Raw genomic sequence first — 25,628 nt, 5'->3', positions numbered from 1 at the left:
ATCAGAGAGAGCAAAGATGGGTGCCATTCCAAAGGTCCAGGCTGCCTCGGCCAACGCCAAAGCCAATGCAGCGTGCCAGAAGTCCTGCAATATGTGCGAGAAGCATGGTCTTCTCATTCTGCCGGTACGGTATGCGGCAGCTGCCGCAACCAATGCTCACAATCTCGGCGCGGCCACGGGGCTTGCATTGCCAAACGGACCCTTTGGTAACGGCGTCACAAGCGTGGGCACGAAGAAGGCGACCTACTTCCTGCGCACGGTGCGTAAAGGCTTCATCCACGTCTACTACTTTTCGCAAAACAAGTGGCAAATCTATGGGGTGACGTCAGAGGGCTACGTCTTCAACTACCCACTCGACGTCGACTTGCCCGAAACTCAGGAAAAGGGATTCAACTGTCAGCAGACCGGGCACAAGGAACTCGCACAGTGCATCAGCATCGATCATCCGCAGAAAGCCGGCAAGGTCTATCTGGCTTTCAGTGACGTGCGCTGGACTGCCGCTGTGCGCAAACGCTATGAAGCGAACGAAAATGGTTGCAGGGACCACCGGATGCAGCTCTTTGATGCAGCGGGATGGGCGGGCGGTAACCATTCGCAGAAGCATGCCCAGACCATTGCTCACGTTTCTGAGTACGTTCTTGAATACAAAAGCGGTGTAGACGTTTCAGCACTTGTCTCGCCGTTCGCCTCTAAAAGTCGCGCAAGCGAGGCGAGCGGTCTGAAGCAGCTCATGGATGCACACGAAAAGGGAGACGGTGTCTTCTTTGCGCTGTGGGACTCTGCCGGCATCACGCAGGAGCTGAACGCGGAGCATATCGTCGCGTACGGTGCTGCGCTCAAACCCTATCAACGCAAGATGTGGACTGCCAGTGCTATCGACGGACTCAAGGACGCCGTCGAAGAAGGTGCGGAGGAAGACGAGAACGTCGCGGCTGAGCAATTGAAAGGGCAGGCGGCGGAGACTTACGCTCTCTACTCAATTTTCGATGGCGGCAAGCGCTATGAAAAAGAAATCAAGTCTATCGACGAGCAGAAGGACCGTGAGATGGCGTCGGCGAGGGAATCCGCCTGGGAGCCGTATGCGGAGTCGTACAGCGTCAATGCGGTCAAGCAATTCCGAAGTGACATGGCCTCGCAGCTCCAGCAGCTTGAGAACAGTACGCTCAACCCGTTGGCGGAGGACCACGCGGCGTGGCTGAAGACTGGCATGAAGACAGTCTTTGCGTGGGACTATCATGAGCTTGACCCTGTTCGGGGTATCAATTATGCCGAGTTGTTCCATGCCTGCATTGCAGGCTCAGCTGATAGAAAAATTATTCTTGACCTAGTTATCGAGTGGGCGAAAGGAGATGTGAAGGACCGGCACAATCCGCTACTACGGTCATTGATATTGAACCACGGCCCGACGGCCGAGAAGGCGAAGGAGGCCGCCGGGTTTCCGCTGCTGGAGCTGCGCGAGCCGCTTGCGAAAATGATTGAATCGAACAACGCGGCAAACAGCGTGCTCGAGGAAAAAGGCGGGGGCCTTGTCGCCCGGGCGGACAAGGCGGTAGCGCGAATACTGCATGAGGTGGGAGGGCCGGTTGCCAACTTCGTAGCCAAGGCTGGCGACGTAGCAAGTGTTTGTGTTTTCACTGCGTGCATGTGTCTTCGTACGCACACGACCATTATCTACAAGCCCGTCGAAAGAACAGTGAACCAGTGGATTTCCTACATGGCGCGACAGATGTACGAGCAGATGCCCGCGAATAAACGTCCAAGTCTAGGCTCGCTCAACGCCAACCTCCGCAAATCCTTTCAGGCTTCGTCTCCCAAAGATGGCCCCATCAGGGTTCCGCAGTTTATCGTGTTCGATGCCACTGAAGCTGTCGGCGCGTCGTCGGGCGCAACGTCCCTCCGTGGCCGCGGGGCGGCAATCTTTGCTCCGGGTGTCCGCGCGGTACTGACGGAAGAAAATATCAATGAAAGCTTTCTTCCGAAGTTCCGCGCAATCACCCAAGGCGAGGTCGGATACGGCGTGATTGGCGTCATTTTCAACGCGGTCAACTGGATGCTTGCAAGCAAGGAGCTGGAAAAGTCGAGTGCCCTTAACCGCAAGGAAACTCACGACAAGTTCATAGCCGCTATCGTTTCGACCTGCGCTGCGTCCACGCAGACGGTTGGCAATGCCATGAAAGCGCTCGGCGAGCTGGAGTTGCGCTTCTCGTCCATCATGGCGAAATATGGACCCTTCCTCGAAGTTGCCGGGCGGGTCGTTGGCGCTGCCGCGGGTCTGGTTGGAGCGTGGTATGACTTCAAACAGTATCAGGCGGAGAGCAAAGCGGGCCATGGCATGCTGGCATGGCTATATTTGGGGTCCATGGCCGCGAGTATTCTTTTGTGTATCGTCACCATCGCCGGTGCCACGTTCCTGATATTCCCGCTTATCCTTATCCTGATTGTCATCGGCGTACTGATAGCATGGAAGAAGCACCGAGAAATCAATGAATGGTTGAGCAAGTGCATCTTCGGTACGGGAGAGGAAAAGTTCTCCGAGCAGGATGAACGAAAGCAGTTTGAAGCTCTGACATCGTAAGCGAGAAGATATGGCGTATGACCACATGACCCGGGTTGCGTTGAATCGCCCGGTTGACGAGGATGAAGCCGCACGGCGCATAGATGTCCGCAAACCGGTCGCGGACGAGGTTGCTGACGCCAATACCGTGTTCGGCATGAACGATGTGTACCTGGAAGTTTGTGACGGCTCATATTCGCAGATTGGATGGTGTCTGCTTGCCTTCCTGATTGGTTTCCCCGCGTTCATATTTTTCACAGTCACTGCGATACAGGGCGCTGTAGAGATGAACCCGGCTATGGTCAGGAACGGTGAGCAAGGCGCCTTCAGCATCGGGATGTGGGTCCTTGCGGTGGTGGGAGTGCTCTGCTGTGCGTTCACGATAGTGCTTCTCCTGCGCGACTGCTTCAACTACCGGCACAAATCTGTGCGGTTCAACCGCAAGACTCGCATGGTGTACGCGTTTCGACGCAACGGCCCGGGCGGTGTCATCGCCGTTCCTTGGGATAAGGCATTCTTCTTTGTACACCGTCAGCCCTCCAATGCCACGTTTGGCGGAGCCCCCACTCTGATGCGCTGTTTCGTTCTTGACGACTCCGGCAAGAAAATCGTCGACACGTTCAGCTTTGGGCTGCGGACAGTCAATGGGGCGAAAGAGTCCACCCGCTACGGCAAACAGGTGCTTTATCAGGTCCAGGCCAACTTCGAGTTCATTCGCCGCTATATGGAAAGCGGTCCGGATTCGCTGCCACCTGTGAAAAAGTATCTGCCGCGCGGCCCCTCTCTTCGAGCGTCGATGAGTATATGGTTTTACGCACTTCGCGACATTGGCGGCGTTAACGCGGGACTCCGCATTTTTTCTCTCGTACTCAGCGTCCCGGTTTTTTTGCTGTCCGTGCTTCACTACATTGCACAGCTGACTTGTCGTGAGCCGATATGGCCGGAGGACGTCGAGGCAGCATGCGACAACGTCCGGCCAACGGTGGTAGCGGAAGTGTGACCGGCGACGGATGCCATCCTATGCACCCGTCGCGTCTGTCCGTTAGGGTGTCCGCTCGTCCCGTGATGCGCGGGACCCTCACACGGAGAAAGCTTCTTAGGAAGGTCTGAACAACCCGTTTTCTGCCTGGGATCTTTAACTGGCACGCGCGCAGTGGAATTCGCGTCCTCATTCACGCTGTGTTGAACCGATGCCGGTCGCATCTTGCGCATGGACGCTGCGCCTTTGGGGGGCGTCTTCGCCCTTCATTTCGCTTTACCGAGCACCCCGTAAGCGCCCGGTGAAGGCACGGGAGCGAGCTGGCTAGCTGCGATCGGGCAATGCGGGAGCCCAGCAGTGAGGAAGCAACCGTTCGACGTCGGAAGCGCGATGTGTGGGCAGGCGCGTGAGCACGTCCTTCAGATAGGCGAGCGGATCGTGCCCGTTCAATTGTGCCGAGCGGATCAGGCTCATGATGGCAGCGGCACGTTCGCCGGCGCGAAGCGAGCCCGCGAACAACCAGTTCTTCCTCCCCGTCGCCCAGGGACGGATCTGGTTCTCAACCCAGTTGTTATCAATGGGTACGTGCCCATCGTCGAGATAGCGCGTGAGCGCCGCCCAGCGATTGAGGTTGTAGTCCAGGGCTTTCGCAATTCCTGAAGCCTCCGGAACCAGGCACCGCTGCGCGCTCATCCACCCATGCAACGCATCCATCACCGGTCTCGAACGGCTCTGCCGCAGCGCACGCCGTGCATCGGGATCAAGCACCGCGGCTTCCCGTTCGATTTCGTATAGCGTGCCGAAGTATTTCAATGCCTGCCCGGCGATCTCGCTCTGATGGTTTGCATGCAGCTCGAAGAACTTGCGTCGCGCATGCGCGGCACAGCCGATCTCCGTGATGCCCCGGGTAAAACTGTTCTTGTAGCCGCTATAGTCGTCGCACACCAGCTTGCCCTGCCAGTCACCCAGGAAGGCGCGCGCATGCTCGCCAGCGCGGCTGTCGGCGAACTCATACACGACCGCCTTAAGCGACGCGTATTGCGTCGTGGCATACGCCCACAGATACGCACGATGTGTCTTGCCTTTGCCCGGACTGAGCATCTGCACAGGCGTTTCATCCGCATGCAGCACACCCTGACGCAAGATCTGTTCGCGCAGTGCATCGACCAGCGGCTGCAGTCGCACGCCGCACACGCCCACCCAGTCGCCCAGCGTCGACTGAGGGATCGCCAGTCCTGCGCGGGCGCAGATGCGCTCTAGCCGGTACAGCGGCAGATGATCGGCGAACTTCGATACCAGCACCCAGGCCAACAGCGCGGCCGTCGGGATGCCCTTGTCGATGATGTGCGCGGGCACGGGTTTCTGTGTCAGCGTCTCGCATTGACGGCACACCCACTTGCCGCGGATATGTCGCTCGACTGTGAACACGCCTGGCGTGTAGTCAAGCTTCTCGCTGATGTCTTCGCCAATGCGCTCGAGCTCGCAGCCGCAGTGACATGTCGTGGTATCCGGGTCGTGATGAATGTCGGTGCGCGGCAGATGCGCCGGCAATGGTGCGCGTCGCGCACGTTGCTGCCGTGATTTGCGTTCGGGCGTATCTGGCTGAAGCTGCTCGAGCTCGGCCTCGATCGCGGCCAGATCCGTATCGATCGCCTCGTCGAGCAGGCTCATCTGTTCCGTATTAAGCTGCTCGCTGCGCTTGCCGAACTGTTGCCGTTTGATGACTGAGAGTTCATGCGTGAGCTGGTCGATGCGGGTTTGCCGGTACTGCAGCTCCCGTTCCTTCTCACCGACCTCGCGTTCCCTGTCGGCAAGCTGGACGACCAGTTGCGCGGCCAGGATGCGAAGCTGGTCGGGGCTAAGCGTGGCGAGATCGACGGGCAGATCCATGACACTGAGTCTGCCAGACACGCCACGCATCAGGAAGCGAAACTGTTTACGTGCGCGTTGGCCTCACACCACGGTAATGGCGTGATCGCTTGCCAGTGTCCGCCACGGCAGCCCCGTGACCAGTGCCCGTAACTGTTCCTGATTCAGCGGCAATGCAACGGACTGCTCGCCGTTGCTCCATATAAACCGCCCGCGATTCAGGCGCCGCGTGGCCAGCCAGATTCCCAGGCCGTCGTAGACCAGCACCTTCATTCGCGTCGCATGTCGGTTGGCAAACAGATAGGCATGGTGCGGGCGCGCCGCGCCGAATACCTTGACCACGCGTGCGAGCAGCGTATCGGCGCCCGCACGCATGTCAACCGGCTCAGTTGCCAGCCAGATCGCGTCGATGCGAATCATCGCAACCACCCCTGTAGCCAGGCCGCGCAATCATCGGCCGCCGACACCGGCCAGTAGAGCGTAATCGTGGCAGCACCGCGACGAATCTCGATGCGGATCTCGCCCCGATCAGTTGCAGCAACTGGTGCTTGCAGTTGTAGTGGCACGAATGCCGCCGTCGATGGCGGCTGCGCTTCATCCGGCGCCGGATGGTCGCCCGCACGCTGTCGCGCTGCCACCACCCATCGGCGCAGCAGGTTTGCGTTCAGGCGGTAATGCAGCGCCACCGCTGCAATCGACACGTGCGGTTGCAGCGCCGCGCGCACCACCATCTCCTTGAATTCCCGGCTGTGTTTGCGACGCTCTATTGCCGGCACCACTCCATCATCAATCCGATCGTCGTCAGCCATCGTGTACACGTCTCCATCACGCTTTATGATGGACACGATGCTCCTATGCGCAGGCCACGAACCTCAACCTGACTTCACCGGACGCTTACAGCACCCCGCGAGCCAGCCAGAGATTGATCAGCGCGAACTGCGTTTCGATCTGCGCCGTGTTTTTCGCCAGTCCCCGATACCGCGCCTTCAGATAGCCGAACTGACATTTGAGCACCCGAAACGGGTGCTCAACCTTCGCCCGCACGCCCGCCTTGAGCCGCTCGACTTTCTCGTAGATTCTGTCGAGCCGCTTGCTTTTGTCCAGCTTTCTTCGCTTGCTCGGCCTCATCGCCACGTGCCACTGGACCGCCCCCGTTTCGCCCCGCTTCTCGATGCCCACGTAGCCCGCATCGGCAAACGCAACCTGCTCGTCGCCGTGCAACAGCTCATGCGCCACCGTGATGTCGTGAACATTCGCCGGCGTGCACTTCACGGTATGCACCAGCCCCGACTCCACATCGACTCCGATGTGCGCCTTCATACCGAAGTACCAGCTGCCGCCCTTTTGCGTCTGGCTCATCTCGGGGTCTCGCGTGCCAGCCTTCTTCGTCGAACTGGGTGCCGAAATCAGCGTTGCGTCGACCGCCGAGCCCACCTTGAGCATCAGGCCCTTCGCCTGCAGGATCTCGTTGACCGTCGCCAGCATTCTGGCCGACAGCTCATGGGCCTCAAGCAGGTGCCGGAATCGCAGGATCGTGCTCTCGTCAGGCAGCCGCGTCATACCCGTGCCCAGCAGCGCAAACTCCCGATACAGCGGGATGTCGTGCAGCGCCTCCTCCATCGCCGGGTCCGAGAGACTGAACCATTGCTGCATGAAGTGAATGCGCAACATCGTTGCGACTGGGAACGGTGGGCGGCCGGTCTTGCCTTTCGGATAGTGCGGTTCGATGAGCGCAATCAGCTTCTGCCACGGCACCACGCGCGTCATCTCATCGAGAAACTCGCGCTTGCGAGTGCGCTTCGTTGACAGATCCAGACCAAGACCAAGTTGTGTCATCACGCCACTCCATGAATTCTCCTGATCCCAGGATAGTCCAAGCTCACGTCAATGCCAGGACTTTTGCAGAGATTCCCTTACATGAACAGACAGGAACTCATTGACGCCATCGCAGCCAGCACGGGCGAAAGCAAGTCCAGAACGGCCGAAGCTCTTGATGCCATCCTGCAGACGGTGACGGCCGCCGTCACGCGTGGCGAGACGGTGCAACTGGTGGGCTTCGGCTCGTTTTCCACGGGCGCGCGTGCCGAGCGTGCGGGCCGCAACCCGTCGACGGGCGAAACGATCACGATTCCTGCAGCGAAGACCGTCAAGTTCACCGCGGGCAAGGCGTTCAAGGACGCTGTCAATGCCGCGTAAGGTGCCGGCCAGCCAGCGATAGTGTTGGGCCGCGGTGCGCGTGCACGCGCGCCGTCAGGGCGACGGGAGCCGGGAGCCGGGAACGGCGAAACGCGGCGGGGTGTTCCGTTCGCGCGAAGGGCTGCTTTACGGACGGACGAAGTCCTCCAGGGTAAGTTCAAGCCTCGTCGCTGGATGCGCCAGCAACCTTCGTTCGGCGATCGCGCGGATGCGGCGATACCCGTCGTTGAAACGTTTCAGGATCCGCGCATCGTCCGCGCGTGACTCCAGCCAGAAGCAGGCTTCGAGCGCGGCGAGGGTGATCACGTACTCGACGGTGGTGCCACGGTGCACAACAGGGAAGGCCACGCCGCGACGGTTCGCGAGGATCTGCGGTTCGAGTTCGATGATTTCCATGGTCTGACGTTGCTGCGTTCTGACAGGTCCTGAGGGAAGGTGCCGGGACTGGCTGATGCACGATTGCTACCCGGCTGCCATGCTGCAGCGGTGGCCTCCCTCCGTGCCGGGCGACGGGCGCGCCAGCCTTCACTTTACCAGTCGATGCGATGCTTTTCGTCGGTGTCCCGATGCCGGCGATCGTCGTCGACATGCAGGTAGATACTGGTCGTCGTCAGTGACGCATGCCCGAAGTTGTCGCGGACATGTCGCAGATCGACCTGCCGGTCGGCCATATGCGAGCCGGCACTGTGCCGCAGCCAGTGGGCCGAGGCCTGCTCAAGCAGCCCGGCGCGTGCGGCATCCTCTCCACCGCGATCGCGCAGCCGTTGCGCGGCCTGCGCGAACACCGACTTGACGATCGTATGCAGGGCGGCGCGGGTCAAGGGGCGGGACGTGTCACCCGCCGTCGCGCCCGCCGGATGTTCCGCCGTGCTGCCCGCCGTCTTCCCGATCGGCAGCACGAGCGGCGTGTCCTCATGCGGTGAGGGCAGGGCCGTCATCCCCAGCGACTGTCGGTAGCGGGACAGTTCCGTCATCAGTTCGCGCGTGGCCGGCACCAGCCGTTCCTTGTCTCCCTTGCCGTGCACCGTCAGCCACCAGCGCATCGTGCCGTTGACATCACGCCGAACGAAGAACTGTCCCATCGTATTGCCACCCACTTCGGCGATGCGCAGTCCGCCCAAATACAGCAGCGTGAACAGCCATCGCACGCGGTGATAGTGCGCGCGGACACGCGGGCTGTCCTGCGGCATCGCTGCGATGCTGTCCTTCACTTCCTGCCAGAGGCCAGGCTCGAGATAGCGGGTGATGCGCGGGGCGACCCTGCGGGTGCGCTGGCGCGAGAGCGCGAGCGGATTGCCGGCCAGATAGCCGGCCTGCACCAGCCACGAGAACAGCACGTTGAGGATCACCGTCGCCTGCCGGATGCTGGCGGGCGACAGCGGGCCATAGAACGGGCGCCAGCGCGCGTCGCCGCGCGGATGCTTGCGGCCGCGCCCAGCGCCGGCGTGGGCGTCCCCGCCGGTGACCCAGACCGCCGCCGGTTGCGGGTCGGCAAGGAAGTGCTGGTAGTGCAGGCAGTCCTCGTGGGTGAGCGACGAGAGCGGCTTGCCCAGTGCCACCAGCGACCAGAGCAGCAGCCGTTCGGCCTCCTTGCGGTAGCTGTCGAAGGTGGCCGGTTTGTCGGCAAACCGCGCGAGCCACGCGCGGATCGCGTCAAGATCGTTGGCGGCGGCGATCTGCGCGACGCCGCCTGTCGCGCGGTTTGCGCCCGAGCGGCCATCGAGCGCCGCCGGCACCACGAGGGTCTCGAGCGGGGCGGGGTGGAGCGTGACGGCGGTATTCGACGGGGGCGTTGGCATCTAGATGAGTGTTTTCGGGAGCGCAGGAGGAGGCTCTGACCCTTCCAATTGGGCAACAGGCTGTTGCACCACTATTTCGACATTATAGACGTAATGTCAAATTATAATAAACAATGCGTTGGTTTTATCACGTTTTACGTTGTATTATTTATCATCAAAATGCTATTCCTGATCCATGTCCGACGTTCTTTCCGACGATGCCCGGCTCACGGCCGAGATCGACCGCCTGAAGGCGGCGTTTCCGAAGACGCGCGAGCTCTATCGCGAGGTCTGCGCGCTGCTGTTCTTCCGCTTCGGCCAGACGCCCACCGCGAACCGCCTGTACCAGCTCGTCAGGCGCGGCAGCATGGGCACGCCCGCCGCGGTGCTCGGCGAGTTCTGGGCGGAGCTGCGCGAAAAGAGCCGAGTGCGCATCGAACATCCGGATCTGCCAGCCGATCTCGGCGCCGCGGCGGGGGAGCTGGTTGCCACGCTGTGGACGCGCGCAACGGCCTCGGCGCAGGCGGAACTGGAGGCGCTGCGCGCGGAGGTGGAAGAAGAGCGCGCGGCAGCCGGCCAGCGCGTCGCGGCGGCGCGCGACGAACTGGGCCGCACCGAAACGGCGCTCGAGCAGCGCACCGCCGCGCTGCTCGCCGCCCAGGTCGAGGTCCGCGAACTGGAGAAGGCGCAGGCCGAGGGGCGGGCGGCACGTCAGGCGCTCGAGGCCGAAGTCAGCCGGCTGAAGGCTGAGGCGGCGGCGCGTGACGGTGAACTGGAGACCGTGCGCGACGGCTTCTCACGAGATCTCGACAAGCTGCGCGAGAGCGCAGAACGCGCGGACGAGCGCCTGCGTGCGTCGGAAAAGCGTGCGCTGCTCGAGATCGACCGCGAGCGGGGTGCCGGTGCGAAGCTGCAGAAGGAACTCGATGAGGCGACGAAACGGGCCGACCGGCGCGAGGCGGATTATCGCGGCGCGCTCGACGCCCTGCAGGCGCAGCTCGGTGATGCCCGCCAGCAGGCGGGTGTCCTGCAGGGGCGGCTCGATGCCGTGCAGGCCGCGAACGCAACGCTGCAAGCACAGCTGGCGGCAGTACGTCAGGCCGATGTGCGCGGGGCGGCCAGCCTTGCCCCTCCAGCCCGTGCGAAGACCGGCCTCGCGCGCCCGACTGCGACGCGCCCGGCGGTGAGCCGTCCGCCACGGACACAGGTCGTGGCTCGCAAGATGCCGGTCGCCTCGGCGCCAACCGGCAAGACGGCGGCGCGCCGCAAGAAGCGGAGCCAGGGTTGATGGAAGACAGCAGTCGCACCCGAAAAAGGGAAGCCTCACGATCAGGGAGAACCTGGCGCAAGGCGCCAGCCTGTCCGCCGATCGGCGCGCTGATGCGCTACGGCGAGCGGGCCGTACGCGCCATCGCCGAAGCGAGCGGCCAGCGCGTGATCATCGAGTCGGTGGATGAGGACGGCCGTACCTTCCGGAGCACCGTGAAGTGGGTGAATCTGGAGGAGATGGGGCAGGGACTTTTCTAGCGGGCATGATCGCGTATCCTTTCCCCGTCGGCCCGCGGTGTTCGCATTGACGACCGATTGGAACAGGCTCGTGGACAAGACAAAGATGACGGATGTGATTCTCCCCGAAGGCGAATACAGCAATACACTCAGTGACGTGGTCGCGCTGCTCGAAGAGGGCCGGCGGGCCGCGGCGAGAAGCATCAACGCACTGATGACGGCGACGTACTGGCTGATCGGACGCCGGATTGTCGAATCGGAGCAGGGCGGACAGGGCGCGCGGCATACGGATAGGCACTCCTGCAGCGGCTGTCTGCCGGCCTGACGCGGCAGTTTGGGCGGGGCTTCGGCGCGGACAATCTGGAACTGATGCGCCTGTTTTACCAGAGCTATCCGCCGGGCGGGATTTCCGAATCGGTGATTCGGAAATCTCCGAGCCCGACGCCGAAGGCGAAATCCGAATTGCCGGTTCGGAATTTTTCGGCCCAGCAACTCGCTGAGCGCTTCCCGCTGTCGTGGACGCATTACGTGCGACTGATGCGACGCACGCGTTCGCCCGAAGAGCGCGAGTTCTACGAAGCCGAAGCATTGCGCGGCGGCTGGAGCGTGCGACAGCTCGAACGCCAGATCGGCAGCCAGTTCTACACGCGCACGTTGATGTCGAGAGACAAGCGCGCCATGCTCGAAAAGGGCGCCGTCGGGAAACCCGCTGACGCTGTCACGCCTGAGGAAGCGATCAAGGATCCATATGTCCTTGAGTTCCTCGACCTGAAGGACGAGTATTCCGAAAGCGACCTCGAAGACGCACTCATCCATCGGCTCGAGGATTTTCTGCTTGAGCTTGGCGGCGACTTCGCGTTCGTCGGACGACAGCGAAGGTTGTGCATCGGTGACAGCTGGTTTCGGGTGGTCTCACCTCCCACCGGAATCGCTCACTTGGCCCATCCTGTTAGCCTTAAACTCCGCGCTAAACGTTTGCGTCCTGTGCCGTACGATGGTGAGAATTTGTCAAGCATCGACGACCGGGAATCGCGAAAAATAAAATACGTAGTCCTGGAGCACATTTTTTGTAATCAACTGCTAAAGTTCAGAAAAATCAGGCCGACATTCGGGAATGTAGCGGCTGGCAGGTGAGAGAAGCCAAAGGCCGGAATCGGTGGAGTAGCGTTCGTGGCTGCGATCGCGTGGTCGCTGGCACAGGGCGTTGCATTGTGTGTTGCAGACAAGAAAGAAAAACATGACCAACAAAATGAAAGTACGCGTTGCAGCCACAGTTGCTGCGGCGACGGGGATGATGTTTCTCGCGACTCAGGTGAGCGCTCAAGAATCGGCGACCGACGATCTCAATTCTTGTGTTCGCAAAGAGCAGATTCTGACGACCGCAAAGGGCGCGGGCATTGGTGCGGTGACTGGCTTTGCGGCCATGCTCGTATCCAACAAGAAGAATGATGCACTCAAGGGCGCTGCGGTCGGCGCTGCGGTTGGTGGCATCGCGGGGTTTGCTACGGCGTATTACACTGCGATCGATACCTGCTACAAGAAGAATCCGTCGTGGGTGCCTGAATCGAACATCCAGCACACGAAATCGTTCGAAAAAGTCAAGAAAGAGCTGAAATACAAGCCCAGTCAAGGCGTGGTAGTTCGCGCAAGCAAGGTTGCCATCGATGGGCCGGTCAAGGCAGGTGGGCTCGCGGTCGTCAACAGTACTTTTGCCTTGATGACGCCAGACGGTTCGGAGCATCCCGTCACGGTCGACCGCAAACTGTATGTTATCGGCGATGACGGCGCGGAAGCTCCTGTCCTGTTCGCTGGTCACAGCACTACCGAACAACACACCTTCGAAGCGGGAGAGGTGACAGATACTGTCCGCATTCCAATTCCTCCCGACGCAAAGCCCGGCAATCTCTATCGCGTCGAATTCAGCGTTGCCGCCGACGACAAGCCGGCATCGGTGACCTCTGAGAAATTCAAGGTTTCCGAATAATGATCGGACGCCCGGAGCGTTATCGGTTCTGGGCTAGAGAGCGCTCGGGCGTCGAGAGTTGATCGGCGTTCGCCGAGCCTGCACGGGATGAAAAGCAGCCAATCCTCATAGAGCGATGAAAACGTACGTCCAGCGTGCCCTGATTCTGGCAGGAGCTGTTTTGCTGTCCGCTTGCGCCGCAAGTAGCTTGCCTGGTTATCAAAACACCTATCATTCATACAGCGTCCCTCAAACGCTAGTGGAGCGCATCAAGGTTAAATTCCGTGAGCACGGATTAAGTCAGGCGTCGGTGGTACGCGATAGCACAGGTCGAATCCAGCTCGTTGGTGGCTACCAGAACGAGGACGATGTCGACACAGCTTTTACCATTGTGCAATCGATCGTTGGGATCAAGTCGACGTCGCCCTTGTATCCACAGAACATCAAACAGAAGCGGTGGGAGGCTGCGGCGGGTGAAGCGCTGAAGTCGTCTGCTCGTGATGCGGGGACGCGATCTTCTGTGTCTGTCAAGCGCGCGCTCGTAGTCGGTCTGAACCGTTTTGCCGATCGCTACATTCCCCAAATTCAGGGGCGCGACGATGCAATCGTTGTGCAGGACTATCTCAAGCGTGCCGGCTACAGCGTCACGACGTTACTCGATGAGCATGCAACGCAGGCGAATATAGAGAGTGCACTCACTGCGCTCGACCGCTCGGTTGGACCGAATGACGACGTCTTCATCTATATCTCTAGCCACGGGACCGAACCGGTACCGACGCCCGGTGGTGCGGATCAACGCAAAATGTCCATCATCGCGTACGACTCCGTCAACGAGAAGACGATGACGATGTCTGACCAGACGGAAGCAAAGCTGTACATGCAGCGACACTCAGTACCTGATTCGCTCGTACAGGGCATCGCACGCAGACCGAGCCACACAACGCGCGTTGTCATCGATACATGCTACAGCGGCGACATGCTGGACGACGTCAAGGACGAAAGTACCGAGTACATCATCAAGACGAATGGCGGGAAACCAGAAAAAGAAGGGATCTCGATGGCAGCGTGGAGTACGTCGGACTTTACATCGAAGGGGATCCGTTTTGCGGACGATTCCGGTAAAGCGCTGGCTGCTGGTCAAAACAAGGCGGCGCGCCCAATCGACCGGAATCGGAACGGCTACATGATTGTCACGGCGACCAGCCCCAACCAAAGATCATGGGGGCCATCAGCTGGGCACACGTTTCCGAGCCCGACCGGCGGGCAACCTCTGAACGGTTCCTTTTTCACTCAATCACTGTTTGCTTATCTGAAATCGGGTAACGGCAAGTTTGGTCCTGCATTCCGCGACGCGCAGAACTTTACATCTCGCATGGCGCTCGATGCATCGCACGGAAAGGAAGACCAGAACCCCCGTCAGTTCTCGACAATCCCGGACGATCTGAACGCCATTTATTGATGAGCGTTTCCTGAGCACGAATCAAGTTAAAGGAAAAAAGCATGCGATATCCTCTGATAGCCCTGACCTTCGCTGCGATGGCCACGCATGCGTTCGCTGAAGAAGCCTACACTGCGAAGTCACTTTTCTTTTCCGCGAACGACTCGGTCGTTGCGGTAGGCACTTCAAAGCCTGACGACAATGCGCCCGCGCAGGCTGTAGCATCGACGGACGCGCCCGTGACGGCAGCCTCAAGCTCCGCGCCCGCAGTCCTGAAGGTCGCTCAAAAGAAGAAACGACCGTCATCGCAACTCGGCGCCAGCTACTTCGTCAGGCTCAAGAATCCAGATGGCACGACGCAGGATGTGCTGACACGTCGCGTGTTCCACAGCGGCGAGAAGTTTCAGCTCGGCGTGAAGGTGAACCGGCCGTCCTACGTTTATATCCTGAACGAGGCACCGGACGGTACCGTTACTCAAATCTATCCGCAACCATCGCAAGACAATTTCGTGGATGCGATGGGCGTGGTTTTCTTTCCTGCGAAGGGTGCGTTCCAGTTCGACGACAAGCCGGGGATGGAAAAGCTCATGGTGTATCTGTCGCCTGAGCGGGCGCACGATGATGTGACGCGTCGAGTGCGTACGGTTGCGCCTGACCTGGTCACTAGCCCCATGCTGAAAACGGCAGATGCGGGTGCCTGTCCGGCTGGCGCGGGCATGACGGCGACTGCAGCGTCGACTACTGCGGCGCAGCCGGCGAATGCCCCTGGCTTGGACCCGGCGGCGGCAACGGGGACGACGCAGACCGCATCGACCAGTCCATCTGCTGCGTCCGATGTCGCGCCGATGCAGTTGGCGAGCGCGTCTTCAGATTACACCTCCAAGGGCATTAACTTTGCACCGGATGCGTCTGGCGGCTGCGCACCTCAAATCGCGCAGGCAGACACCGAGGCGTACACCTCCAAAGGCATCGTTTTCGCTGACGATCAGACGCCAGCTGCCGGGCAGCAGGTCGCGTCGTACGTTGTGAAGCACACAACCAAAGCGGACCCGGCACTGCTCCTGAAAATCAACCTTGCACACAAGTGAAGCCGGACAGGGCTTGCGAGGCATACCCCGGCGAATGGCATCGAGTTACTGAGAAACGAAAGAAATGGAACACAACCATCTGATCATCGGCTTGGGCGGTTCGGGCGGCAAGATCATCCGTCATTTGCGCAAGACGATTGAGCGCAATCGGGACGCACAGGGCAATAGCCCCTCGGAAGCGCAATTTGAATACTTGTATGTCGATACGTCCAACGACGAAATCGACAAACACGACGAGTGGAAGGTGCTCGGGAAAGAGATCAACCTGGCACGTAGCCAGTTCATGATCAACACCGCGAGCAGTGTTCGTGCTGCACTCGAAGACCCCGCGTCCTTTCCGGGGCTGCGTGACTGGATCGAGCCTCGCGGCGTATTCGATGCCTTCCAGATGACCACGGCTGGCGCGGCGCAGCGACGCAAGCTGGGACGAGTTGTCTTCGCGCAGAACGCATCAAAATTCGTGAAGGCGGTCGAGGACCGCATGCACGTGCTGGCCGGCGGCCCCGGGCGCGCTGGCGCCGTGATTCACGTGGTCTGCGGTCTTGCAGGCGGTACTGGCAGCGGATCAGTGGCGGATGCTGTTGCGCTCATCCGCAACAAGTACCCCAATCCGGAGACGCACCGCATTCTCATCTATGCACTGCTTCCTGAGAAAGATTCGCGCCGTGTTCGTAATGTTGCTGGCTTCGAGAATTACTACGCCAACGGGTACGCGGCTCTCGCCGAACTGAATGCGATTGCGGTCGGCAAATATCATCCGGTGAACCTTCTCGACGGTTCGTCAATGTCGCACGATATCTACTTCAACGGCTGCTACCTCGTCAGCAACCTGAACGAGCACAACATCCAGTTCGATGTCGAAGGCGAGATTCCTCGCACTGTCGCTGAGTTCATCTACCAGAAAACGCTCAATAAGGGATGGGAAGGGCTGGGCCGGGCAGAGAAGGGCGAAAACGACATCAAGAACTTCGAAAGCGAAGACGACGGAAAGGCGCGCGCGAAGCTATTCCTGTCGTTTGGCGTCGAACGGATCGTCGTGCCCGAAGAGGAAATCAAGGAATATCTCGCCTATGGCTTCGCGGAGCAGGCCACGCGGCAGTTGATGTGCAATAACTTCAGGCAAGGTGAAGGCTACGCAGATGAACCGGTCCAGAAGGACTGGGGCAGTGAAGCGCGCAAACCGGATGCGCTTCAGAACATGCTGCTGAGCGACCAGCACCTTACCCTCGAAGTCGGGATCCTTGAGGGCGATGCGAAAAATGCCGGCTGGAAGCCGGCCAAGGAATTCTGGAAGCAGGTGGTCGGTGTTATCGCATCGGAAGTACGAAACGACCCGACGCTCGAGCAGACAACCTGGGCTTCAGCACTGAACACACGGTTGGCCAAGGTCTTCGACGAAACCTATCGCAAGCTCGGTGGCGTGCGCAAGTTTTACGAGATCAAGGGCAATGCCCGTCTTGAGATGGCGCGCCATATCGGTCGCCAGATCGAAAAAGACCTGTTTGCACGCTGGAAGATTGGCACGCATTCGCTGATCCAGTTGCGCCAGTTCGTCGACGCTATCCTTGCGCTTCTTGACGAGCGTCAGGCAGTGCTTGCAGACGAACTCACGAAGGCTCCGACGGTTCTGGCTGCTATCCAGCAGAGCATTGAGGAACTGGTGACCCAGTTCAACAAGGTTGGCTTCTTCGGACAGCACCTGACTGACAAGCGCGGTGCGCTGTTTGCAGAGGTCGCAGCACGGCATCAGGATATCTATGCGGCACGGACGTTGCAGGAAGGGCAAAAGTTTGCGATCAGTCTGATTCCGTTCATCAAGGACGAGCTGACTTCGCTGCGTGGCCAGATTGACGACATGCACCAGACGCTTGCGGCCGCGACCGAGCGGGTGCATGACGAACAGCAGGCACGTCTGGTTGGCGGTGATACGACCTATCAACAGCGGATCTTTGACCGTACGGCAATCGCCAACATCATGAAGGCGGTTATCGTCGACGAACAGGCACAGATCGTCCGCACGCAGAAGGTACGTCAGTCCGTCATCGACCTGGCGGGCACTGAGGTCGATTCCTTCGAGAAGCTCGTTCGTGGGGTCTCGTTGGGCGCAATCATCTCGACGATATCGCAGACTTCGGCGACTATCGTCGAGATGGCGCACGCTGAAATCTCGAAGAACCTTCCGCCTGTGCTGCAGGTGAATATCGTTGAGCGACTGCAGAAGCAGTACGACGCGAACCCGAACGGCCTGCGGAAATTCGTGTCGGAGCTTTACGAGAAGTCCGGGACGATGATCCAGTACAACAAGACCGAAGTTGACCGGTCGGTGGCCAACAATACGGGCGGATCGCGCGGAACAACCAACACGGTCGCCGTTTTCCTGCCGGAATGTGAGAGCCAGAAGGACTTCCAGGCCGCGCTGACGCGCCTTTTCGAAGAGCAGAAGGACCCTGCATCTGACACTGTGGTTGCACCTGGCAGACTGTCGAACGAGATCGTCATCCTGAAGATTGCGTCGTTAATGCCGGCACGATTCATCGAGCCGCTAGCGATGATGAAGCGCCACTACGACGGACTGGTTGCGGATTTCAATGAATCGCACCTTCTGCACAGCGCCGGCGATGGCAAAAAGCTTCCTCCGCTGTATGCACGTTCGGCGGCCGAGGTAAGCGCGCTCGCGAAACGCAAGCCGTTCCTGCTCGTTGCACGTCTGATGGACATGCTCAAGGAGCGCGAAAACAAGACGACCGGCGAACAGGAGTGGGCCTTCGTTTACAAGGCGAACGGACTCCCTGCATCGAGAGTGTTGCGAGGCGCAACGTGGCAGTCAATCATCGACGATGATCATCCGGCCGAAATTCAGAGCCTGATCGAGCGGGAGGTCAGCCGGAAGGTCGACGTCGATCTGAAGCACCGAGATGAAAAGCAAAAAGTGTTCGACCGTTACATCGACTTTGCTACGGCGCGTTTCAACGAAGCGGGCGAGGACGACCAGGATCCTGAATTTGTTGCACTGAGTTCGATGCAAAAGCCTGTGCGCGAAATCATCGGGTTGCCGGCCGTTTCCGAGTGAACGGCGGTTGAACACAAAACTGAGTAAGCAGAGATATGCCAATCTATAAATGCCCCACCGTCGGTGATTGCGAAAAGGCTAACAGCGGCGAGATTTTCGTTCGTTCGCCAGGCGAAGACCTCAAGTGTCCTGAGTGCTCGACGCTGCTGGTACCGCGGATTACCGGCGGCAAATCCGGACCCGACAAGAAGATCATTGCGGCTGCTATCGCGGCAGGCATTGTGGTGATTGCAGGCGCCGTCGGCGGCGGTCTGTACTATAAAAAGTCGCATGCAGCAAAGGTCGAGGTAGTCGCGGCTGCAGATCCGGCAGCTGCTTCGGAGGCGCCGGCAGCACCGGCATCTGCAAGCGCGCCGGCGCAAGCGACCACAGTCGGTATTTCGCCGTCGGACGCAGACATCAACGCACAGCGCAAGGACGGCGACACGAAGCTGTCGCAGGGCGATGCCCCCGGGGCAGAATCGGCAAGCAACCAGGTCGCGGCCAAAGAAATGGTCAAGGTGGCGATTGCCCAGATGTCGCAAGGCAAGCTTGACGATGCCGAGAAAGAGTTGAATGACGCGGCGACGCGCGATCCGAAGCAATCGCTGGTGTACTACAACATGGCGGTGCTCAGGCTAAAGCAGGGGCGCACCGACGAAGCATTCAAGGAACTGGAGGCCAGCTTTCTGAACGGCTTCTCGTATTTCGACGAGATGCAGAAGGATCCTGACCTAGACACGATTCGAAATGATCCGCGTTTCATCGCGCTCGTCAAGAAATACAAAACAACGGTGTGATGGCTTCTATCCGTCGACTGGCCGCTTCGTCCGCCTTCGCGCTGGTCCTTATTTCGGCATGTTCGAAGTCAGCTGATCCTTCGATTTTGGGTCACTGGCGGGTTGAACACATAGACGTATACAGCCTGCAACTGCCGGTGGGACCGGACATCGTCGTGTCAGCGACCGAAATTGTTACTCCAGATACTGGCACGAGCGTTCGGGTGACCGGGATTGAAGTCAAGGGCGATACGGCAACTGTCGACATGCCGTACGGCGTCGGGTTGAAGTTCTTCTTCGACGGTCCGGACCGCGTGTATCTGAAAGCGCCATTGGTCGGACGCGTCTACTATCGGCGGGTCGTCGAACCTGCTCGTGCCTCGCAACCGGAGACATCCAGTACTATCGTAGCCGCTAGAGTAGAGCAACAGGGGATTACGCCCGCTGCGAAGCGGGTATCGGTTGGCGTCACACCAACGCCGACTCAGATAGGCCTCAAGGCTTCTGGGTCTGCAGGCCCGACTACCGCTCCCGTGGTAGGCGCGCCCAGCCAATCCACCGGCAAACCTGGAGTTAAACAGTACGACCGCGCGTTGCTGGCAGCCAGGCAAGGACAGGTCGATGACGCGATCGACTATCTGGATAGCGCATTGAGGTCTGGTTTTCGCGAGTTTGCCGTGTTGGACTCCGCGCCAGAGATGGCCGAACTGAGAAAGGACGTGCGCTTTCAGGCGCTGGTGGCTCGCTATCGATAGCAGCTGAGTGTGTTCTGCGGTGTCAAAACTTAAATTTGAAACGGGGGATGGCCATGAGTGAAACTGCTCGCGAGATGATGATGTACGACGCACAGAAGAAAAGCGTCGGTGTTGCATACCTGCTTTGGTTCTTTCTCGGGACTCTTGGCGGTCATCGCTTCTATGCCGGTCGTACAGGAACGGCGATCGCCCAGCTTCTGCTTACGATTGTGGGTGCATGCACCATGTTTCTCGGCGTTGGTTTTTTCATCGTAGGTTGTGTCGGGCTGTGGGTACTTATCGATGCGTTCCTGCTCCCGGGCATCATCCGCTCCTTCAATGTGACCTTGGCAAACCGTTTCGCGTAACGCGATGTGGCCTGTTGCAGCGAGGAGCCTGGCGTTACAAGTCAGCCAGTTCGGCTCTACACAACGGCCAAGCATAAAGATAAGGAAGGTCTGAACAACCCGTTTTCTGCCTGGGATCTCTAACTGGCACGTGCGGAGTGGAATTCGCGTCCTCATTCACGCTGTGTTGAACCGATGCCGGTCGCATCTTGCGCATGGACGCTGCACCTTTGGGGGGCGTCTTCGCCCTTCATTTCGCTTTACCGAGCACCCCGCGAGCCAACCAGAGATTGATCAGCGCGAACTGCGTTTCGATCTGCGCCGTGTTTTTCGCCAGTCCCCGATACCGCGCCTTCAGATAGCCGAACTGACATTTGAGCACCCGAAACGGGTGCTCAACCTTCGCCCGCACGCCCGCCTTGAGCCGCTCGACTTTCTCGTAGATTCTGTCGAGCCGCTTGCTTTTGTCCAGCTTTCTTCGCTTGCTCGGCCTCATCGCCACGTGCCACTGGACCGCCCCCGTTTCGCCTCGCTTCTCGATGCCCACGTAGCCCGCATCGGCAAACGCAACCTGCTCGTCGCCGTGCAACAGTTCATGCGCCACCGTGACGTCGTGAACATTCGCCGGCGTGCACTTCACGGTATGCACCAGCCCCGACTCCACATCGACTCCGATGTGCGCCTTCATACCGAAGTACCAGCTGCCGCCCTTTTGCGTCTGGCTCATCTCGGGGTCTCGCGTGCCAGCCTTCTTCGTCGAACTGGGTGCCGAAATCAGCGTTGCGTCGACCGCCGAGCCCACCTTGAGCATCAGGCCCTTCGCCTGCAGGATCTCGTTGACCGTCGCCAGCATTCTGGCCGACAGCTCATGGGCCTCAAGCAGGTGCCGGAATCGCAGGATCGTGCTCTCGTCAGGCAGCCGCGTCATACCCGTGCCCAGCAGCGCGAACTCCCGGTACAGCGGTATGTCGTGCAGCGCCTCCTCCATCGCCGGGTCCGAGAGACTGAACCATTGTTGCAGGAAGTGAATGCGCAACATCGTTGCGACTGGGAACGGTGGGCGGCCGGTCTTGCCTTTCGGATAGTGCGGTTCGACGAGCGCTATCAGCTTCTGCCACGGCACCACGCGCGTCATCTCATCGAGAAACTCGCGCTTGCGGGTGCGCTTCGTTGACAGATCCAGACCAAGACCAAGTTGTGTCATCACGCCACTCCATGAATTCTCCTGATCCCAGGATAGTCCAACCTCACGTCAACGCCAGGACTTTTGCAGAGATTCCATAATAAACAAGGAGAAAGGCTATCATGCTGTTTGGTCGACTCGCTATCTATGGCCTCGCTGCGTCTATCCTCGCAGGATGTGCAGTCGGGCGCACCACTGTCGACGTATCTGCGCTGCAAGGCATGAACCCGGCGACGGGCAAGTACGTGCGCATCGACTCTGCGCAGGACAAGAGAACGTTTACCGTTGCGCCTCCGAGTGCTGATATGGCGTCGCTGGATCCTGCCGAAGATTCTAGCGATGCCTCAAAGGCTCGAGCGATCGGGCGTAAGAGAAACGGCTATGGAAAGGCGCTCGGCGACGTGGTGCTTCCTGAGGGCAAAACGGTTTCCGGCCTGGTTGAAAGTGCGCTGACTACGGGCTTTCAGCAAGCAGGATATGTTGTCGTGAAGCAAGGGGACCCCAACTTCGATTCCGCCGCTCCCGTGACAGCACAGATCGTCGACTTTTGGGCGTGGTTCCAGCCTGGCTTCTGGTCCGTTACTACCAACCAGAAATCGGAGGTGAAGCTGTCCGGTGACGTCGGTGCGCTTCATGGTGCTCAGACACTCAAGACTCGGGTGAGCGAATCGAAGCAGGTTGTGACGTCCAGTGACTGGCAAGAGATCGTGGAAAAAGGCCTGGCTGCCATTGCCCAGCAGACGAAGGACCTGATCAACGGCAAGTAATCGTCGATGCCGCGAGCTCTGGACGTTCAGTAGAGCTCGCGATTACGTATCCCGGTCCCAGCACGGACGACGAACCATAGAGTGGGCTCTTCGCGATCGCTACCGTGGCGCCTGTGGCGCCAGAAATTGCCGGGGTACTATGCTCGCCGGCACACGTTCCCGATAGACAGATAGAGCGGAGGAAGGGAGTGCCTCGCGCCCCGGCACAACCTTTTCCCCAACTTGGGGTATTCGTCCTTTTCGTGCTAAATCTGACGGTTTGTTCTAATTTGTCTTTTAAAATCAATCATTTGGAAATCGTAGATTCTGCGAGAACGCATCCTTTTGATGGGCGGTTTCAAACGTGAGGTGCAACACAAGGTTCAGTGGACAGACGTATCGGGGCGAGAAGCAAGTGCGAGCATGGTCGAGAAGACTTCGAACGGCGAGTGAAACGCGTGTGTGGCACGAGGTCGACTGTTGAGGCTGTCGGCGATGGCGTCAAGGTCATCCTGGCTGACCGTTTGTAGTACCGCAGTCCTTCACCTTCTCACGCAACGCAGGCAACGGCAAAGCTAACAACAGAATTCCGCGATTGAGCTTGCGCTCAACGGGGAAGCCCTTGTAGTCCTTTTCGTGCATTTTTTGGCGATAACGGCGTGAAAAGCAGCTTGTAGCAAGGCGTGGCGACGCGGAAAGAATGCAGCGCCGGTGATTGGTAGCGGCTTGCTCGCGCAATGGCGGGCGAGCCTTGTGAGGGATCATCCCTGTCCCCGAGGGTTCGTGACGCACAGACCGATTTCCTGACTGCCTGCGCAGCCGGGAGCAAAATCGTGGGGGTTTTCTGATCACGGGAATCCGGCTGACGGGGTCGATCGCGTTATTCGACATGTGCGCTGATCTTTTGCAGTCGTCAAACGGTAGCCCGCTAATCTTCAGGCATGCGATAGCCACGGTGCGCGAGCCCCTACACGCCAGTCTTCAGCAAACGCGAAGCTAAAAGCGAACATCACCAACAACGAGCGGTTTCAGTATCTACGTCAACGCACCATCTGACGTCAACGAAACCGGACCCCACAACGTTATGGCAGTGGACGACGCAATGAATCGTCGCCTTACCACTGGAGACTCCGGATGAAGAAGCTTGCTGCCGCCTTGGTTACCTCCCTGTTTGCTACGGTCGCGTTCGCCCAGGCTTCCGCACCTGCCGCAACCGCACCCGCAGCTGCCGCTACGGCGCCCGCCACGAAACCGGCGCCCGCCCACAAGACGACGAAGCACATTCATAAAGTGAGTCACCACGTGACGCACAAGAAGGCGGCGTAACAGGAAGCGGTCCTGATGTGGAGTACCAAACCCTGCTTCGGCAGGGTTTTACGCATTGAATGAATGGTTCTAAACGGGGGGCGGGGTAATCGCTCGTTCGAGCTACGGAGACACCGTCAAGGTGTTCGCGGCAGTCGGTGGGCGCGGCTGCATCGGTTTCTGCAAACAACGCTGCCTGATGCGAACGGGAGCACTTTGTCGCCAAGGCATTCGCGGCGGCCCGTGGGCGGGGCCGTCAAGGTGGGCAGGCTCACGCCGGTCCGCTTCAGAATCCCGCAAACGCTGCCTTATGCGAGCGCGAGTGTCTTGGCTCTTAACGCCCCGAGATTTCACGTGACGGTGCGCCGCTAGACTCTCAGCCTCCTGTTCGCGGCCGTAGCGCTTCGTTGTCGGTCCATCCGGTGCGTTCGGTCTATGTGTGCGGCCCAGTTCAGTATCTCGCATCCGTGTCGATATACAGACATGGACAGAAGCGCATCTCGACAGATCCTCCAGTCGGCTCATAGCACCCCGCCGGCCGTCGTTAACCTTCGCACCGACCTGTCGGTTGCCGCGCCAGCAGATTGAGTACGACACGGTCTTTTTCGGTTTGCTGAACGACAGTGTCGGTTTGACGAGCATGGAGGAGCGGGTGAACCTGCTGGAAAGCTGACTGCGGCGTACGCACAGTTGGACCAGCGAGGGTTCCTCGCGGGGCGACCGGTTCGCTCATTACGACCGATTGCGTCGCAGGGAAGACGCCAGTTTCTCTCGATGAACGCAGGTCTGCTCGGGCGAGGGATGTGATTCTGATCCTCGGGGAGACGAGCCCGAAGCATCATTGAGATCGCCTGCGCTCGTTCGGGCAGAGGTGGTTTCTGAATGACAGGCCCAGGCTAACAACAATGTAACGCAGAACAATGTCCAGCACTGACGTCCTTCTTGTTGTCGCCATGGTGTCATGCATCGCCAGCGCTGGCGTGCTTGGTAGCCTCGCCCGTCATCGCATTGCAGGTCTTGGCCAATGGCTCGCCGCACACTGCATTCTATTTGTGGCATTCGGCGTGCTCGTCTCAAGGCGCGGCAGTTACCCTCCCTCGATCGTACTCGTTGCATGTGTGTGCGTCCTCACGGCCGCTGCGCTGATCTTGCAAGGCTGCCGACGCTTTGCCGGTCGCCCGGCTATCCTGCGATACGAGTATCTGGGCCTGGCGGTGTCATTTGGTGCCGTGTTCTATTGGGCTGTATTTGCGCCCGATGAGAATGCGCGAGCGGGCGTGATGTCGGCTGTGCTCGGCTATACACGGATGGCCGCGGGCTGGACCATCTGGAATACCCGGGCACTGCGTCGGCGCCAGTACGGTCATTGGCTGGTCATCCTCGGCGCAGCTGCCGGTACGGCAGTGCATGCGTCGAGAGTTGTTCAGTGCATTGTCTTCGCGAGTCCCACGACGAGGGTCCTGGAGCCGACGGCATCGAACATCGCTTTCATCGCAGCGGGCATTCTTTCGCTGCTCCTGCTGTCAATTGGGCTCGTCATGCTGGTGAACGACAGTCTTGTGGACCAGGCGCAACGCCTCGCAACAGTTGACGAGCTGACAGGTCTGCTTGCAAGACGTGAGCTTCTGTTGCGTGGCGGAGCACTGCTGGAGGATGCCCGTTCCTCGCATTCGCTGCTCTCAGTTGCCATCATTGACCTCGACGATTTCAAGGTTATTAACGACCGTTACGGGCATCCTGCTGGCGACCGTGTTCTGCAGAACTTTGCAATTGAGGTGTCCCGACAGCTTCGACGTACGGACGTTTTCGGGCGACTTGGTGGGGAAGAGTTTGCAATTTTCCTCCCTCAGACTGGGAAAGAGCAGGCGGCCGGACTGATCGAATCGGTTTTGTTGTCGGCCACGGCCAGCAAAACAGAAGAAGGCCAACCCCGCTGGACCTTCAGTGCCGGTATCGATACATGCCGGTTTGACGATACGCTCACCGACCTGATAACTCGCGCTGACGCAGCGCTGTATCGCGCGAAGCGGAAGGGGAAAGGGCGAGTCGAACTGGCGAGTCCTGACTCGCTAGCTACCGCGTGACGCTTACCGTGCACGCGACGATCACGTCGA

23 protein-coding genes and 2 pseudogenes are annotated in these 25,628 nt (G+C 59.6%); 17 read left to right on the top strand and 8 right to left on the bottom strand.

What is annotated here, in order from left to right:
- Positions 1 to 16 precede the first annotated feature (16 nt).
- Both FRZ40_RS35530 and FRZ40_RS35525 read left to right on the top strand, forming a co-directional pair.
- The gene (locus FRZ40_RS35530; RefSeq protein ID WP_147237308.1) at positions 17 to 2,575 is read left to right on the top strand and encodes a T6SS effector BTH_I2691 family protein; all 2,559 of its coding nucleotides are present in this window, start codon (positions 17 to 19) and stop codon (positions 2,573 to 2,575) included.
- Positions 2,576 to 2,585: 10 nt separating this feature from the next.
- Positions 2,586 to 3,554, top strand: coding sequence for a DUF6708 domain-containing protein (locus FRZ40_RS35525; RefSeq protein ID WP_147237307.1), 969 nt, complete (start codon positions 2,586 to 2,588; stop codon positions 3,552 to 3,554).
- 303 nt (positions 3,555 to 3,857) lie between these two features.
- On the opposite strand, the gene tnpC is transcribed toward FRZ40_RS35525, so the two are convergent.
- From tnpC to FRZ40_RS35505, 4 genes are all read right to left on the bottom strand, one after another.
- Entirely contained in the window at positions 3,858 to 5,423 is a 1,566-nt protein-coding gene (gene tnpC, locus FRZ40_RS35520; RefSeq protein ID WP_147238466.1) for an IS66 family transposase, read from the bottom strand.
- 63 nt (positions 5,424 to 5,486) lie between these two features.
- Positions 5,487 to 5,822, bottom strand: a complete 336-nt coding sequence (tnpB, locus tag FRZ40_RS35515) for an IS66 family insertion sequence element accessory protein TnpB (RefSeq protein ID WP_147236891.1) — start codon at positions 5,820 to 5,822, stop codon at positions 5,487 to 5,489.
- Positions 5,819 to 6,211 carry an IS66-like element accessory protein TnpA gene (tnpA, locus tag FRZ40_RS35510; RefSeq protein WP_147236890.1) on the bottom strand — a complete coding sequence of 131 codons (393 nt, stop codon included), beginning with the start codon at positions 6,209 to 6,211 and terminating at the stop codon, positions 5,819 to 5,821. The genes tnpB and tnpA overlap by 4 nt, the downstream gene beginning before the upstream one ends.
- 85 nt (positions 6,212 to 6,296) lie before the next feature.
- Positions 6,297 to 7,238 carry an IS5 family transposase gene (locus tag FRZ40_RS35505; RefSeq protein ID WP_147237306.1) on the bottom strand — a complete coding sequence of 314 codons (942 nt, stop codon included), beginning with the start codon at positions 7,236 to 7,238 and terminating at the stop codon, positions 6,297 to 6,299.
- Positions 7,239 to 7,319: 81 nt separating this feature from the next.
- On the opposite strand from FRZ40_RS35505, the gene FRZ40_RS35500 reads away from it, so the two are divergent.
- Positions 7,320 to 7,598, top strand: coding sequence for an HU family DNA-binding protein (locus tag FRZ40_RS35500; RefSeq protein WP_147237305.1), 279 nt, complete (start codon positions 7,320 to 7,322; stop codon positions 7,596 to 7,598).
- Positions 7,599 to 7,724: 126 nt separating this feature from the next.
- Here the strand turns inward: FRZ40_RS35500 and FRZ40_RS35495 are convergent, their stop codons facing one another.
- A complete protein-coding gene (locus FRZ40_RS35495) occupies positions 7,725 to 7,994 on the bottom strand; it encodes a DUF1488 family protein (RefSeq protein ID WP_147237304.1) in 270 nt (89 codons plus the stop codon).
- A 134-nt stretch (positions 7,995 to 8,128) separates the two neighbouring features.
- Complete coding sequence (locus tag FRZ40_RS35490) at positions 8,129 to 9,397, bottom strand: tyrosine-type recombinase/integrase (protein ID WP_147237303.1); 1,269 nt, start codon at positions 9,395 to 9,397, stop codon at positions 8,129 to 8,131.
- Positions 9,398 to 9,572: 175 nt separating this feature from the next.
- Here FRZ40_RS35490 and FRZ40_RS35485 point away from each other — a divergent pair, with 175 nt between their 5' ends.
- From FRZ40_RS35485 to FRZ40_RS35440, 10 genes and pseudogenes are all read left to right on the top strand, one after another.
- Positions 9,573 to 10,664, top strand: coding sequence for a DNA-binding protein (locus FRZ40_RS35485; RefSeq protein WP_147237302.1), 1,092 nt, complete (start codon positions 9,573 to 9,575; stop codon positions 10,662 to 10,664).
- Positions 10,664 to 10,903 carry a hypothetical protein gene (locus FRZ40_RS35480; RefSeq protein ID WP_147237301.1) on the top strand — a complete coding sequence of 80 codons (240 nt, stop codon included), beginning with the start codon at positions 10,664 to 10,666 and terminating at the stop codon, positions 10,901 to 10,903. The genes FRZ40_RS35485 and FRZ40_RS35480 overlap by 1 nt, the downstream gene beginning before the upstream one ends.
- 85 nt (positions 10,904 to 10,988) lie before the next feature.
- A pseudogene (locus FRZ40_RS45445) lies at positions 10,989 to 11,791 on the top strand (PDDEXK nuclease domain-containing protein); the annotation flags it as partial.
- Between the two features lie 328 nt (positions 11,792 to 12,119).
- A complete protein-coding gene (locus FRZ40_RS35470) occupies positions 12,120 to 12,866 on the top strand; it encodes a hypothetical protein (RefSeq protein WP_147237300.1) in 747 nt (248 codons plus the stop codon).
- Between the two features lie 115 nt (positions 12,867 to 12,981).
- A complete protein-coding gene (locus FRZ40_RS35465) occupies positions 12,982 to 14,304 on the top strand; it encodes a caspase family protein (protein WP_147237299.1) in 1,323 nt (440 codons plus the stop codon).
- A 41-nt stretch (positions 14,305 to 14,345) separates the two neighbouring features.
- Entirely contained in the window at positions 14,346 to 15,371 is a 1,026-nt protein-coding gene (locus FRZ40_RS35460; RefSeq protein ID WP_147237298.1) for a DUF4384 domain-containing protein, read from the top strand.
- A 64-nt stretch (positions 15,372 to 15,435) separates the two neighbouring features.
- Positions 15,436 to 18,441, top strand: a complete 3,006-nt coding sequence (locus tag FRZ40_RS35455; RefSeq protein ID WP_147237297.1) for a tubulin-like doman-containing protein — start codon at positions 15,436 to 15,438, stop codon at positions 18,439 to 18,441.
- A 35-nt stretch (positions 18,442 to 18,476) separates the two neighbouring features.
- A complete protein-coding gene (locus tag FRZ40_RS35450) occupies positions 18,477 to 19,220 on the top strand; it encodes a tetratricopeptide repeat protein (protein WP_147237296.1) in 744 nt (247 codons plus the stop codon).
- Positions 19,220 to 19,954: a TPR end-of-group domain-containing protein gene (locus FRZ40_RS35445; RefSeq protein WP_147237295.1), complete on the top strand. Its 735-nt coding sequence runs from the start codon at positions 19,220 to 19,222 to the stop codon at positions 19,952 to 19,954. Before FRZ40_RS35450 ends, FRZ40_RS35445 begins: the two co-directional genes overlap by 1 nt.
- A gap of 53 nt (positions 19,955 to 20,007) precedes the next feature.
- Positions 20,008 to 20,301: a TM2 domain-containing protein gene (locus FRZ40_RS35440; protein ID WP_147237294.1), complete on the top strand. Its 294-nt coding sequence runs from the start codon at positions 20,008 to 20,010 to the stop codon at positions 20,299 to 20,301.
- A 229-nt stretch (positions 20,302 to 20,530) separates the two neighbouring features.
- Here the strand turns inward: FRZ40_RS35440 and FRZ40_RS35435 are convergent, their stop codons facing one another.
- The gene (locus FRZ40_RS35435; protein ID WP_147235042.1) at positions 20,531 to 21,484 is read right to left on the bottom strand and encodes an IS5 family transposase; all 954 of its coding nucleotides are present in this window, start codon (positions 21,482 to 21,484) and stop codon (positions 20,531 to 20,533) included.
- Between the two features lie 101 nt (positions 21,485 to 21,585).
- Here FRZ40_RS35435 and FRZ40_RS35430 point away from each other — a divergent pair, with 101 nt between their 5' ends.
- A complete protein-coding gene (locus tag FRZ40_RS35430; RefSeq protein ID WP_147237293.1) occupies positions 21,586 to 22,230 on the top strand; it encodes a flagellar biosynthesis protein in 645 nt (214 codons plus the stop codon).
- Positions 22,231 to 22,592: 362 nt separating this feature from the next.
- On the opposite strand, the pseudogene FRZ40_RS45440 reads toward FRZ40_RS35430, so the two are convergent.
- Positions 22,593 to 22,739: pseudogene (locus FRZ40_RS45440) on the bottom strand (IS30 family transposase); the annotation flags it as partial.
- Between the two features lie 281 nt (positions 22,740 to 23,020).
- On the opposite strand from FRZ40_RS45440, the gene FRZ40_RS46340 reads away from it, so the two are divergent.
- The 3 genes from FRZ40_RS46340 to FRZ40_RS35410 all read left to right on the top strand — a co-directional run bounded on the left by FRZ40_RS46340 (position 23,021) and on the right by FRZ40_RS35410 (position 25,598).
- Positions 23,021 to 23,209, top strand: a complete 189-nt coding sequence (locus FRZ40_RS46340) for an RNA chaperone Hfq (protein WP_081767765.1) — start codon at positions 23,021 to 23,023, stop codon at positions 23,207 to 23,209.
- A 134-nt stretch (positions 23,210 to 23,343) separates the two neighbouring features.
- Entirely contained in the window at positions 23,344 to 23,535 is a 192-nt protein-coding gene (locus tag FRZ40_RS35415; RefSeq protein ID WP_147237292.1) for a hypothetical protein, read from the top strand.
- 899 nt (positions 23,536 to 24,434) lie between these two features.
- The gene (locus FRZ40_RS35410) at positions 24,435 to 25,598 is read left to right on the top strand and encodes a GGDEF domain-containing protein (protein ID WP_147236643.1); all 1,164 of its coding nucleotides are present in this window, start codon (positions 24,435 to 24,437) and stop codon (positions 25,596 to 25,598) included.
- The last annotated feature ends 30 nt before the right edge of the window (positions 25,599 to 25,628 follow it).

The organism is Paraburkholderia azotifigens (assembly GCF_007995085.1).
GTDB lineage: Bacteria > Pseudomonadota > Gammaproteobacteria > Burkholderiales > Burkholderiaceae > Paraburkholderia > Paraburkholderia azotifigens.
This window is presented reverse-complemented; position numbering and strand designations above follow the sequence as displayed.